10 protein-coding genes and 1 rRNA gene are annotated in these 12,238 nt (G+C 70.8%); 1 reads left to right on the top strand and 10 read right to left on the bottom strand.

Going from position 1 to position 12,238, the window contains the following annotated elements:
• The 10 genes from FED44_RS08180 to argC form a co-directional block, all read right to left on the bottom strand.
• Positions 1-81, bottom strand: a 16S ribosomal RNA gene (locus tag FED44_RS08180); the annotation flags it as partial.
• 662 nt (positions 82-743) lie between these two features.
• A complete protein-coding gene (gene tyrS / locus FED44_RS08175) occupies positions 744-2,009 on the bottom strand; it encodes a tyrosine--tRNA ligase (RefSeq protein ID WP_117408343.1) in 1,266 nt (421 codons plus the stop codon).
• A gap of 131 nt (positions 2,010-2,140) precedes the next feature.
• Positions 2,141-2,824, bottom strand: a complete 684-nt coding sequence (locus FED44_RS08170; protein ID WP_117408342.1) for a DNA-3-methyladenine glycosylase — start codon at positions 2,822-2,824, stop codon at positions 2,141-2,143.
• Positions 2,806-4,218, bottom strand: coding sequence for an argininosuccinate lyase (argH, locus tag FED44_RS08165; protein ID WP_117408345.1), 1,413 nt, complete (start codon positions 4,216-4,218; stop codon positions 2,806-2,808). Before argH ends, FED44_RS08170 begins: the two co-directional genes overlap by 19 nt.
• Positions 4,219-4,473: 255 nt before the next feature.
• Positions 4,474-5,058, bottom strand: coding sequence for an arginine repressor (locus FED44_RS08160; RefSeq protein WP_117408341.1), 585 nt, complete (start codon positions 5,056-5,058; stop codon positions 4,474-4,476).
• Positions 5,055-6,020: an ornithine carbamoyltransferase gene (argF, locus tag FED44_RS08155; RefSeq protein ID WP_138460234.1), complete on the bottom strand. Its 966-nt coding sequence runs from the start codon at positions 6,018-6,020 to the stop codon at positions 5,055-5,057. Before argF ends, FED44_RS08160 begins: the two co-directional genes overlap by 4 nt.
• Positions 6,013-7,203, bottom strand: coding sequence for an acetylornithine transaminase (locus FED44_RS08150; RefSeq protein WP_138460233.1), 1,191 nt, complete (start codon positions 7,201-7,203; stop codon positions 6,013-6,015). Before FED44_RS08150 ends, argF begins: the two co-directional genes overlap by 8 nt.
• On the bottom strand, positions 7,200-8,180 hold the full coding sequence (gene argB / locus FED44_RS08145; protein WP_138460232.1) for an acetylglutamate kinase: 981 nt from the start codon (positions 8,178-8,180) through the stop codon (positions 7,200-7,202). The genes FED44_RS08150 and argB overlap by 4 nt, the downstream gene beginning before the upstream one ends.
• On the bottom strand, positions 8,177-9,331 hold the full coding sequence (gene argJ / locus FED44_RS08140; protein ID WP_117408337.1) for a bifunctional glutamate N-acetyltransferase/amino-acid acetyltransferase ArgJ: 1,155 nt from the start codon (positions 9,329-9,331) through the stop codon (positions 8,177-8,179). The genes argB and argJ overlap by 4 nt, the downstream gene beginning before the upstream one ends.
• Positions 9,332-9,359: 28 nt before the next feature.
• Positions 9,360-10,382 carry an N-acetyl-gamma-glutamyl-phosphate reductase gene (gene argC / locus FED44_RS08135; RefSeq protein WP_117408336.1) on the bottom strand — a complete coding sequence of 341 codons (1,023 nt, stop codon included), beginning with the start codon at positions 10,380-10,382 and terminating at the stop codon, positions 9,360-9,362.
• Between the two features lie 184 nt (positions 10,383-10,566).
• Between argC and FED44_RS08130 the strand changes: the two genes are divergently transcribed.
• Positions 10,567-12,222, top strand: a complete 1,656-nt coding sequence (locus FED44_RS08130) for a class I adenylate-forming enzyme family protein (protein WP_138460231.1) — start codon at positions 10,567-10,569, stop codon at positions 12,220-12,222.
• Positions 12,223-12,238: the final 16 nt, after the last annotated feature.

The raw sequence follows: 12,238 nt of genomic DNA, 5'->3' as shown, positions 1-12,238 counted from the left end.
CGAAGGGCCTTTCCGCTCGACTTGCATGTGTTAAGCACGCCGCCAGCGTTCGTCCTGAGCCAGGATCAAACTCTCCAAACAATGTCTGAAAAGTGTCACCCCTGGCCGGCACCCCCCGGCTAAGGAAAGGCACCGTCAAAGGAATCCGCCACCAACACGGTGACGGGGTCATGCATGATTCATGCACTGGCTTTTAGCACACTGTTGAGTTCTCAAGAAACGGACGCGACCACCATCACCCGAAACCCGTGACGGGTCCCGAGATCCAGGGCGATTACTTCCGTCCGGCCGACTCTTCGGCGATCACCGTGTCACAGACCCGAAGCGAGTCATGCGATCTCGGCCGATGCTCTTGTCAGAGTGACCTTCCCCTTTCGGGGCAACCACTCCATCTTAAACCCTCGCCCGCCTCACGTCAAACCTCTCGGTTCCGCCGTGCCGCAGACGACCCCGATCCGGCGCGAGCGCCTCGTCTGGGTGGTTGTCGGAGTGGCTTGCCCGTCGGGGCCCGGCCGCCTCTCGGCGTCCCGCTCTCCCCGGGGGCGAGGAAAACATTAGGCAACGTCCGCCCGGCCGTCAAATCACGCCGAGATGGCCAAAACCCCAGGCCAGACAGCGACTTCTGGCCATCGCTGCCGCCAAGGCCACAAGATTGTTACCTGCGCCACAAGAAACCTTGACCGCGAAAGAGCCGCCCCGGACCGGTCGGCCGGGACGGCTCCAAACGATCGACGTACCGACGATCAGGCGACCTCGATGCCGCCGACCGTCTTCTTGCCGCGGCGGAGCACGAGGAACCGGCCGTGCAGCAGATCCTCCGCGGAGGGCACGTACTCCTCATCGGTGATCTTCGTGTTGTTCAGGTACGCGCCGCCCTCCTTCACGGCCCGGCGCGCCGCGGACTTGGACTCGACGAGCCCGCTCTGCGCGAGCAGGTCGACGTACGACGCCCCCAGGGCGGGGACGACCGCCTTCGGCACCTCCGCGAGAGCCGACTCCAGGGTGCGGGCGTCCAGTTCCGCGAGCGAACCCTGCCCGAACAACGCACGCGAGGCCGCGATCACCCGGGCGAGCTCGTCGGCGCCGTGTACCAGGGTGGTCAGGTCCTCGGCCAGCGCGCGCTGCGCCGCCCGGGCCGCCGGCCGTTCCGCCACCGCCTTCTCCAGCTCCTCGATCTCCTCCCTCGTACGGAAGGTGAAGACCTTGAGGAAGCGCACGACGTCCCGGTCGTCGGCGTTGAGCCAGTACTGGTAGAACGCGTAGGGCGAGGTCAGCGCGGGGTCGAGCCACACGGCGCCGCCGGCTGTCTTGCCGAACTTGGTGCCGTCGGCCTTGGTGATCAGCTTGCCGGTGAGCGCGTGGACATGGGCGCTCTCCACCCGCCGGATGAGATCGACACCGGCGGTGATGTTGCCCCACTGGTCGCTGCCGCCCAGCTGGAGCGTGCACCCATGCCGGCGGTACAGCTCCAGGTAGTCGTTGGCCTGCAGGATCTGGTAGCTGAACTCCGTGTAGCTGAGTCCTTCACCGGCCAGCCGCGCGGAGACCGACTCCCTGGCGAGCATCCGGTTGACCGGGAAGTGCTTGCCGATGTCGCGCAGGAAGTCGATCGCGCTCAGCTCGGCCGTCCAGTCGAGGTTGCTGACCAGCGTGGCCGCGGTCGGCCCTTCCTCGAAGGTGAGAAACTTCTCCACCTGCACCCTGATGCGGGACACCCATTCGGCGACGATGTCGCTGGAGTTGAGCGCCCGCTCCGTGCTGCGCCCGCTCGGATCGCCGATCAGGCCTGTCGCGCCGCCGACCAGCCCGATCGGGCGGTGTCCCGCCCGCTGGAAGCGGGTCAGGATGAGCAGGGTCGCGAGGTTGCCCACGTGCAGCGAGGGCGCGGTCGGGTCGAAGCCCGCATACACGGTGATCGGACCGTCGGCCAGCGCCTTGCGCAGCGCGTCGATGTCGGTGGTCTGCGCGATCACATCGCGCCACTCGAGTTCGTCGAGGATGTCACCCATCTCCGACGTCGGCACGATATTGCCTGAAGTTACGGTCACGGTCGTGGCTTTCGCTTATCGATGGTGGGTGTACGGGCTTCCGTACAAGCCTGCCTGATCACGGAACCCTATCGCCACTTCTTGGCGACGCGTCAGCGCGCGGCTCGGCCACGGCGCCTGGGGACGTGCGCGCGGTAGGGAGAGACGGTGGGGTCACCGTCGATCCAGAACCTCCAGGGGGTGTCGGCGCCGGCGGACACTCCGGTGCGCGGGCCCGTCCTCACCTGGCCGGACGGCACCGGCCGGCCCTCGTGCACCTGGATGGGGCCACCCGAGCAGCAGTCCGTGCCGTTGTGCTCCTTCACCAGGCCGAGGGCCACCGCGAGCCGGGCCGGTCCCCTGGCGAGATCCCGGTCGGGAACCCGGCGGGCCAGGCCCTCCATCCCGGGACCGTCGGCGTGCGGCATGCGGCGGATGCGAGCGGTGTGCACGCCCGCGACCACCTCGCCCGCCCGTAACAGGACGGCCGAGCCGGTGCCCGCGGGCATGCACACGAGGTTCGCGCAGTAGTGCATGCCGTACGTGAAGTAGACGTAGAGGTGTCCCGGCTCGCCGAACATGACGGCGTTGCGTGGCGTGCGCCCCCGGTAGGTGTGGGAAGCCGGGTCCTGCCCCGGGCCGCCGTACGCCTCGACCTCGCTCAGCCGGACCGCCACCGACCCGTGCACGACCACCCGGCCGAGGAGATCGGGGGCGACCACCTCCGAAGGGCGGTCGAAGAAGTCGCGGCCGAGCGGCTCGCCCGCGACGTCGTCGGTCAGTTCTCGTTCGCCCATGCCGCCTGGCCGTCGACGATCTCCCGGAGACTCGCGACCTGGTCACGGACCCGGTCGGGCGCCGTGCCGCCGAAGGCGCTGCGGGCGGCCAGCGCCCCGTGCACGTTCAGCACGTCGCGGACGCTCGCGCCCGTCTCGTCCACCGCGAAGTGCGGCGAGACCTTCGCCAGTTCCTCGTCGGTCAGTTCACCGAGGTCCTTGTCGTTCACCTGGCACCACACCACCAGGTGGCCGACGGCCTCGTGCGCGTCCCGGAACGGGACACCGCGGCGGACCAGCAGCTCGGCGAGGTCGGTCGCCAGCGCGAACCCGTCGGGCGCGCTGGTCTCCAGCTTGGCCTTGTTGACCCGCATCGTGGCGATCATGCCGGACACGGCCGGGAGCACCAGGAGCAGGGTGTCGACCGCGTCGAAGACTGGCTCCTTGTCCTCCTGGAGGTCGCGATTGTAGGTGAGCGGCAGGCCCTTCAGCGTCGTCAGCAGTGACATCAGCGCGCCGATCAGCCGGCCGCTCTTGCCCCTGGCCAGCTCGGCGACGTCGGGATTCTTCTTCTGCGGCATGATCGAGGATCCGGTGGAGTAGGCGTCGTCCACCTCGATCCACCGGAACTCCTGCGAGGCCCACAGCACGACCTCCTCGCCGAGCCGGGAGACGTGCACGCCGATCATGGCCGCGCAGAACAGGAACTCGGCGGCGAAGTCACGGTCGGCGACCGCGTCCATCGAGTTCGGCGCGGGGGCGTCGAACCCGAGTTCGGCGGCGACGGCGGCAGGGTCGAGCGGCAGGGAGGATCCGGCCAGCGCGCCGGAGCCCAGCGGCGAGACCGCCGCGCGCCTGTCCCAGTCCCGCAGCCGGTCCACGTCCCGGGTCAGCGGGTGGACGTGGGCGAGAAGCTGGTGGCCGAACGACACCGGCTGGGCGTGCTGCAGGTGCGTCATGCCGGGCGCCGCGACGTCGGCGTTCTCCTCGGCCTGGCTGATCAGCGCGGTCTCCAGTTCGACCAGCCTGGAGACGATCGTGCGGACGTGGTCACGCAGGTAGAGGCGCAGGTCGGTGGCCACCTGGTCGTTGCGGCTGCGGCCGGCCCGGAGCTTGCCGCCCAGCGAGCCGAGCCGCTCCAGCAGGCCGCGCTCCAGCGCCGTGTGCACGTCCTCGTCGGCGACGGTGGGACGGAACTCCCCCTTCCGGCAGGCCTGGTCGAGATCGTCGAGCGCGCCCAGCATGCGGTCGAGTTCCTCCTGCGTCAGGAGGCCGGCGCGGTGCAGCACGCGTGCGTGCGCGCGCGAAGCCAGCAGATCGTACGGCGCGAGGCGCCAGTCGAACTGCACACTCACCGACAGGCGCGTGAGGGCGTCCGCGGGTCCCCCCTCGAACCTGCCACCCCAGAGCCGCATCGGCTTGTTGTCCGCCACCGTCTTCTCCCTCCGATTTCCATATCTCCGCCGGCAAAAGGCGACCGCGTGCGTTTCCGCGAGGAGCCCTCGTACGGAGATCTCACGCCTTTCCGGTCGTCCCCTGGACGAGCGCTCGGCGCGTTTCTCCGTATGAATCCTCGTGGTGGATCCTCCTGATGGATCCTCGTGCGGGACTAATCCGCGACCTTAGCCGACGGGTGGACCGGTCCCCGCACACGGACCGGCCCCGCACAGTCACGCTTCCTCGTCTCCATGAGAGTGATCATGGACGTCGGCGGTGAGCTTGTGCCTGGTCACGTCCGGCGTCCTGCGGGTGGCCAGGCTGAGCAGGGATTCCGCCAGCGCCTGCCCTCCCGTGGGGCTCCTACTGATCACGAGGATCGTGTCGTCACCGGCCACCGTGCCGAGGATCGAGTCCCAGCCCGCGTGGTCGACGGCCGAGGCGAGGAACTGGGCCGCCCCCGGAGGCGTGCGGAGGATCACCAGGTTGGCGGACGCCTCCGCCGACACCAGGAGTTCCTCGGCGATCCTGCGCAGGCGCGCGTCGGGGTTCTCGGTGAATCCGTTGGCGGCGCCGGCCCGGTAGATCGGGATCCGGCCGCCGCCCTCACCGGGCAGCGCGTAAACCAGAGTGCCGTCGTCGGCCCGCAACTTGAGCGCGCCAAGCTCGTCGAGATCCCGGGAGAGGGTGGCCTGGGTCACCTCCACTCCCTGCTCCGCCAGCAGCCTGGCCAGCTCGGGCTGCGAGCGGACCTTGTGCCGGGTCAGCAACTCGACGATCCGGGCGTGCCGCGCCGCCTTGGTGAGCGGGATGCTCACAACCCCTCCGCGCTCCGCGTCACGAGCCAGTGCAGCAACGCCTTCTGCGCGTGCAGCCGGTTCTCCGCCTGGTCCCACACGACGCTGCGCGGTCCGTCGATGACGTCGGCGGCGATCTCCAGCCCCCGGTACGCCGGCAGGCAGTGCAGCACGATCGCGTCAGGGTCGGCCAGGGAGAGCAGAGCCGTGTTCACCTGGTAGGGCGTGAAGGCCGCCACCCGCTCGTCCTTGCCGTCCTGACCCATCGAGACCCAGGTGTCGGTGGCGATCACGTGCGCCCCGGCCGCGGCCGCCTCGGGATCGCTGAGCGCCACGACCGATCCCCCGGTGGACGCCGCGATCTCGGCGGCCCGGTCCAGCACCGCGGCATCGGGCAGGTAACCCGCGGGCGCCCCGATCCGGACGTGCATCCCGGCCATGGCGCAGCCCAGGAGGTAGGAGTGCGCCATGTTGTTGGCGCCGTCGCCAAGGTAGGCGAGTGTCAGCCCGCCGGCCGTGCCCTTGTGCTCCCGGATCGTCTGCAGGTCGGCGAGGATCTGGCAGGGGTGGAACTCGTCGGTCAGCGAGTTCACCACCGGCACCGACGAGTAGGCCGCCATCGTCTCGATGCGCTCCTGGCCTCCCGTCCGCCAGACGATCGCCGCGACCTGCCGGGACAGCACCCGCGCGGTGTCCTCGACGGGCTCGCCTCGTCCCATCTGCGAGGTGCCGCCGTCCATGATCAGCGGCAGCCCGCCCAGCTCCGCCACGCCCACGGAGAACGAGACGCGAGTCCGGGTCGACGGCTTGTCGAAGAGGAGGGCGACCGCCCGGGGGCCTTCGAACGGCCGGTAACCGAACCGGTCCTTCTTCATCGCCTCGGCGAGGTCGAGCACCTGCGCCTGCTCCTGGGGGGACAGGTCGTCGTCGCGCAGGAAGTGCCGGACCCGCGCGGCGGTGTTCACGAGGTTGTCGTCAGGCATCGGCGGCCTCCAGGATGCCGGGCAGCGCGTCGAGGAAGACCCGCGCGTCGGGTTCGGTGATCACAAGCGGCGGCGCGAGCCGGACCGCGTCGGGCTGCAGCGCGTTGACCAGGAAACCGGCCTCCTGGGCCGCGGCCTGCACCTGTGCCGACTTGGGGGCGGTCAGCACGGCGGCGAGCCACAGTCCGCGTCCCCTGACGCCCTTGAGCAGTGGGTGCCGCACGGCGGCGATGCCCTCGGAGAGGAGCGCTCCCACACGCGCGGCGTTGCCGAGCAGGCCGTCGCGCTCGATGGTGCCGAGCACCGCCAGCGCCGCGGCGCACGAGACCGGGTTGCCGCCGAAGGTCGAGCCGTGGTCTCCCTTGGTGAAGACCTCGCCGGCCTCTCCCAGGCCGAGGCAGGCTCCGATAGGCATGCCCCCGCCGAGCCCCTTGGCCAGGGTCACGATGTCCGGGACGACTCCCTCCGCCTGGTGGGCAAACCAGTGCCCGGTGCGGCCGATGGCCGACTGGATCTCGTCGGCGACCAGGAGGGCGCCGGTGGCGGAGCAGATCTCCCGGGCCGCGCGGAAGTAGCCCTCGGGCGGCGGGACGACCCCGGCCTCGCCCTGCGTGGGCTCCAGGAAGACCGCGGCGCAGTCCTCGGTCACGGCGTTCTTGAGCGCGTCCGCGTCGCCGTACGGAACGAACCGCACGTCGAGCGGGAACGGGCCGAACTGGTCGCGGATCGACTGCTTGCCGGTGAGTGACAGCGCGCCGAGCGTGCGGCCGTGGAAGCCGTTCTCCGCCGCCACCATGTAGCCGCGGCCGTGGGTCCGGCCGTACTTGATGGCGATCTTCAGCGCGGCCTCGTTGGCCTCGGTGCCGGAGTTGGCGAGGAAGACCCGGGCCGGCTCCCCGAGCAGGGTGCGCAGCCTCTCGGCGAGCAGCACCTCCTGCTCGTGCAGGAACAGGTTCGAGGTGTGGGCGAGCGTGGCGACCTGCCGCGACACCGCTTCGACCAGGGCGAGGTGGCCGTGCCCGAGCGAACTCACCGCGATGCCGCCGATGAGGTCGAGGTAGCGGCGCCCGTCTACGTCCCAGACGGCGCAGCCCTCGCCGCGTGCCAGGGCGACGGGTGGCACCCCGTAGTTGTGCATGAACGCCGACGCGAATCGTTCGCGCAGTTCGTCGTTGCCGGTCACCTGGCATCCCCTCCGCTCACGACGCCGTTCGCGACTTTCACCGGGGTCCGGCCGTCCGTCCCCGGGCCCGCGTCCGGCTCGACCATCGTGCCGATTCCCTCGTCGGTGAAGACCTCCAGCAGCAGGGCGTGCGGCACCCGCCCGTCGAGCACGTGTGCCTGCGGGACGCCGCCGCGCACGGCCGTCAGGCATGCTTCCATCTTCGGCACCATCCCGCTGGACAGCGAGGGCAGCAGCGCGGCGAGTTCCGAGGCGGTGATCCGGCTGACCACTTCCAAGCCCGAGCCCGGTTCCTCGCCTTCGCCCGGAGGCTGCCAGTCCGCGTACAGCCCCTCGACGTCGGTCAGGACGATCAGCTTCGACGCCTTGAGCGCGACGGCGAGCGCCGCGGCCGCGGTGTCGGCGTTGACGTTGTAGATCCCGCCGTCGTCGCCGCGGGCCACCGACGACACCACCGGGATGCGCCCGTCGTCCAGCAGGGCCTGCACGGCTCCCGCCTCGACGCGGACGATCTCCCCCACCTGCCCGATGTCGACTTTGACGCCGTCGACCGTCACGTGCTTGCGCTCGGCCGTGAACAGGTGGGCGTCCTCGCCGGACATGCCGACCGCGAACGGCCCGTGGCCGTTGATCAGCCCGACGACGTCGCGGTTGACCTGCCCCACGAGCACCATCCGGACGACCTGCATGGCCTCGGGGGTGGTCACCCGCAGGCCGGACACGAAGTGGCTGTCGATCCCGAGCAGGTCGAGGTGCGACTGGATCTGCGGCCCGCCGCCGTGCACGATGACCGGGCGCAGTCCCGCGTAGCGCAGGAAGACCACGTCGGCGGCGAACTTGGCCCGCAGGTGCTCCTCGGTCATCGCGTTCCCGCCGTACTTGATGACGACGGTCGCGCCGTGGAAGCGGGCGAGCCAGGGCAGGGCCTCGATCAGTGTGTGCGCCTTGTCCAGGGCGCCGTTGCGTCGGACGCTCATGACGAGTACGCCGAGTTCTCGTGCACGTAGGCCGCCGTGAGGTCGGTGGTGTGCACGGTCGCGCTGTGCGGGCCGGCGGACAGGTCGATCGTGATGGTCACGTCGCGCGGGCGCAGGTCGACCTTCGAGCGGTCGTCGCCGGCGGCGCCTCCCCGGCAGATCCAGATGCCGTTGACGGCAACGTTCACCCGCTCGGCCTCGAAGACCGCGTCGGTGGTGCCGACCGCGCTGACCACCCGGCCCCAGTTGGGGTCCTCGCCGTGGATCGCGCACTTCAGCAGGTTCGAGCGGGCCACTGCCCGGCCCACCGCCACCGCGTCGTCCTCCGACGCCGCGCCGACGACCTCGATCGCGATCGCCTTGGTGGCGCCCTCGGCGTCGACCAGAAGCTGCCGGGACAGGTCGGCGCAGACGGCGGTGACGACCTTCTCGAACTCGGCGAGGTCGGGGCGGACGCCGGACGCGCCGCTGGCGAGCAGCAGCACCGTGTCGTTGGTCGACATGCAGCCGTCGGTGTCGAGCCGGTCGAACGTCACCGCCGTCGCCTTGCGCAGCACCGTGTCGAGCTCCTCGGAACCGAGTTCGGCGTCGGTGGTCAGCACGCACAGCATGGTGGCCAGACCGGGCGCGAGCATCCCCGCGCCCTTGGCCATGCCGCCCACCATGTAACCCCCCTCGCCACGGCGGAAGGAGATCTTGCTGACGGTGTCGGTGGTCCGGATCGCGTCCGCGGCGGCCAGCCCGCCGTCCCGGCTGAGCTGGGCCGCGGCCGTTCCCACGCCGCCGAGCAGCGCGTCGAGCGGGAGCCTCTCGCCGATCAGCCCGGTCGAGCACACCGCGATCTCGGCCGCGGAGTCGCCGAGGACCTCGGCCGCCTTCTCGGCGGTGGCGTGGGTGTCCTGGAAGCCCAGGGGGCCGGTGCAGGCGTTGGCACCGCCGGAGTTGAGCACGACCGCCCTGACCCGGCCGCCGTCGAGAACCTGGGCGGACCACAGGACCGGCGCGGCCTTGAACCGGTTGCGGGTGAAGACCCCCGCCGCGGCCCGCGAGGGGCCGTCGTTCACGACCAGGGCGAGATCGCGGGCGCCGCCGCTCTTGATCCCGGCGACGACTCCGGCGGCGCGGAAGCCCAGGGGTGCGGTGACGCTCATGCACGCTCCTCGGAAGGGAAGGTCTTGCTCACGGGGCGACTCCATTGGTGGGAAGGCCGAGTTCTTCCGGAAGACCGAGCGCGAGGTTGGCGCTCTGGATCGCGCCGCCCGCGGTGCCCTTGGTGAGGTTGTCGACGGCGACGACGGCCACGATCCGCCCGGCCCGCTGGTCCAGGGCGACCTGCAAAACCGCGGTGTTCGCCCCGACCGTCATCGCCGTCGCCGGCCACACGCCCTCGGGCAGCAGGTGGAGGAACGGCTCGTCCTTGACCGCCGCCTCGTACGCCTCCCGCACGGCGGCGGGGGTCGTCCCGGAGGCGGCGGGAGCCGTACAGGTGGCGAGGATGCCGCGGCTCATGGGCGCGAGGGTCGGCGTGAACGACACGCGGACGGGCCGCCCGGCGACCGCCGACAGGTTCTGCTCCATCTCCGGCGTGTGCCGGTGGACCCCGCCGACTCCGTACGCACCGACCGAGCCCATGACCTCGCTGCCGAGCAGGTGGGCCTTGGGGGCGCGGCCTGCCCCGGAGGTGCCGCTGGCCGCGACCACCACCACGTCGGGCTCGGCGAGCCCGGCCGCGAAGGCGGGGAACAGCGCCAGGGTCGCGGCGGTCGGGTAGCAGCCGGGCACGGCGATCCGCCGGGCGCCCCGCAGGATCTCCCGCTGGCCGGGCAGTTCGGGAAGGCCGTAGGGCCAGGTGCCCGCGTGGACGCCTCCGTAGAAGGCCGTCCACTCCTCCGCGCTGGCCAGCCGGAAGTCGGCGCCGCAGTCGACGACCAGCGTGCCGTCGCCGAGTTCGGCCGCGACGGCGGCCGACTGACCGTGCGGCAGCGCGAGGAAGACCACATCGTGCCCGGCCAGCGCCTGCGGGGTAGTCTGCTCGATGACCCGGTCGGCCAGGGACGGCAGGTGGGGCTGGTGCGCGCCCAGTCTCGTGCCGGCGCTGGACGCCGCGGTGAGCGCGCCGATCTCGACGTCGGGGTGGCCCAGCAGCAGGCGGAGGAGCTCTCCCCCCGCGTATCCGCTCGCTCCGGCGATCGCCGCCCTCATCGGCCCCCCAGACTCCCCTGCATGGCTATGCAGGCAACCTCATGTTCTTGCTTGTGTAGAGAGTATGCACCGCCGGGCATGGGCATGCAAGCGGCGTTTCGCGAGGTGGACACCTGGCGGCCATACCTACCGGTCGGTATCGTGAAACCTCCGGTTAACGTATTCATCCGGGAGCACGTCCATCATGACGATCACGCACGAACAGGTCCAGGCCCAGCTCACCGCGCCCGGTCAGCTCTTCGAGATGGAAGAGGTCGAGGTCGGCGGCAGCAGGATCCGGGCGTGGAAACACGCTCCCGCGACCTTCCGCGCGCTCCTGGAGATCACCCGCTTCCACGGGGACAAGGTGTTCGTCGTCTACGAGGACGAGCGGATCACCTACGAGGAGCACTTCCGGCTGGTCGCGACCCTCGCCAACCGGCTCGTGGACGACTACGGCGTACGCGCGGGCGACCGCGTCGCCCTCGCCATGCGCAACTATCCGGAATGGATCGTCTCCTTCTCCGCCGTGCTCGCCGCCGGCGCGGTCGCCGTCCCGCTGAACGCCTGGTGGACCGAGCAGGAACTGGAGTACGGCCTCGGCGACTCGGGCGCGAAGCTGGTGATCGCCGACGGAGAGCGCGCCGCGCGGATGTCCGGCATCGGCCTGCCCATGATCGTCGCCCGCGGGGAGGGCGCCAACTGGGCCGGCGTCCTCGGCGAGGTGCGCGCCGACGTGACACTGCCCCCGGTCGACCTCCACCCCGACGACCCGGCGACCATCTTCTACACCTCCGGCACGACCGGCAGGTCCAAGGGCGCGCTCGGCAGCCACCGCAACCTCGGCCAGGCGCCGATGACCGTGGCGTACGCCATGATGCGCACCGTGGCCCTGGCGGGCAGAGACGTGTCCTCGGCGGCCGGGAAGCGCAGGATCACCCTGCTGACCGTGCCGCTCTTCCACGTCACCGGGTGCTTCGCCGTACTGATGACCACGATGTTCAGCGGCGGCGGGCTCGTGCTGATGTACAGGTGGGACCCCAAGCGGGCCCTGGAGCTCATCGAACGTGAGCGCGTCACCATACTGAGCGGCGTGCCGACCAACGCCTGGCAGCTGCTGTCCCATCCCGACCTGGGCGGCCACGACATCTCGTCGCTCGGCTCGATCTCGTACGGCGGCGCGCCCGCGCCGCCCAGGCTGCTGGAACGGATCACCGAGACGCTTCCCGAGCGCACGCCCGCGAACGGGTACGGCATGACCGAGACGACCGCGCTGGCCATCTACAACAGCGGCGGGGACTACCTCGCCAAGCCCGGCAGCATCGGCCGCCCGCTCGCGGTGGTGGACGTGAAGATCTGCGACCCGTCCGGGGCCGAACTGCCGCCCGGCGAGGTCGGTGAGCTGTGCGTGCGCGGGCCGATCGTGATCAGCGGCTACTGGAACCGTCCGGACGCGACCGCCGAGACGTTCGTGGACGGCTGGCTGCACACCGGCGACCTGGCCCGCGTCGACGAGGAGGGCTTCGTCTACATCGTCGACCGGGCCAAGGACATGGTCATCCGCGGTGGCGAGAACGTCTACTGCGCCGAGGTCGAGGCCGCCCTGTTCGAACATCCGGCGGTGGACGACGTGGCCGTGATCGGCGTACCCGACGACGAGATGGGCGAGCAGGTCGGCGCGGTGGTCCGGTTGAAGCCCGGCGCCGAGGCCACCGGTGTGGAACTGAGCGGCTTCCTGCGCGGCCGGATCGCGGCGTTCAAGGTGCCGTCGCGGTTCTGGTTCAGAGAGGCCGAACTGCCGCGCAACCCCGGCGGCAAGGTGCTCAAGACCCGTCTGCGCAAGGAGACGCTCGGTCTCTGACCGGACCCCAGGACGG

It is taken from the genome of Microbispora triticiradicis, assembly GCF_005864065.1.
Lineage (GTDB): Bacteria > Actinomycetota > Actinomycetes > Streptosporangiales > Streptosporangiaceae > Microbispora > Microbispora triticiradicis.
This window is presented reverse-complemented; position numbering and strand designations above follow the sequence as displayed.

Excerpts from the sequence above, each read along its gene's own strand:
- tyrS (WP_117408343.1), bottom strand. The coding sequence starts at position 2,009 with ATGGGTGACATCCTCGACGAACTCGAGTGGCGCGATGTGATCGCGCAG.
- argC (WP_117408336.1), bottom strand. The coding sequence starts at position 10,382 with ATGAGGGCGGCGATCGCCGGAGCGAGCGGATACGCGGGGGGAGAGCTC.
- argB (WP_138460232.1), bottom strand. The coding sequence starts at position 8,180 with ATGAGCGTCCGACGCAACGGCGCCCTGGACAAGGCGCACACACTGATC.
- FED44_RS08170 (WP_117408342.1), bottom strand. The coding sequence starts at position 2,824 with ATGGGCGAACGAGAACTGACCGACGACGTCGCGGGCGAGCCGCTCGGC.
- argH (WP_117408345.1), bottom strand. The coding sequence starts at position 4,218 with ATGCGGCTCTGGGGTGGCAGGTTCGAGGGGGGACCCGCGGACGCCCTC.
- argJ (WP_117408337.1), bottom strand. The coding sequence starts at position 9,331 with ATGAGCGTCACCGCACCCCTGGGCTTCCGCGCCGCCGGAGTCGTCGCC.
- argF (WP_138460234.1), bottom strand. The coding sequence starts at position 6,020 with ATGCCTGACGACAACCTCGTGAACACCGCCGCGCGGGTCCGGCACTTC.
- FED44_RS08130 (WP_138460231.1), top strand. The coding sequence starts at position 10,567 with ATGACGATCACGCACGAACAGGTCCAGGCCCAGCTCACCGCGCCCGGT.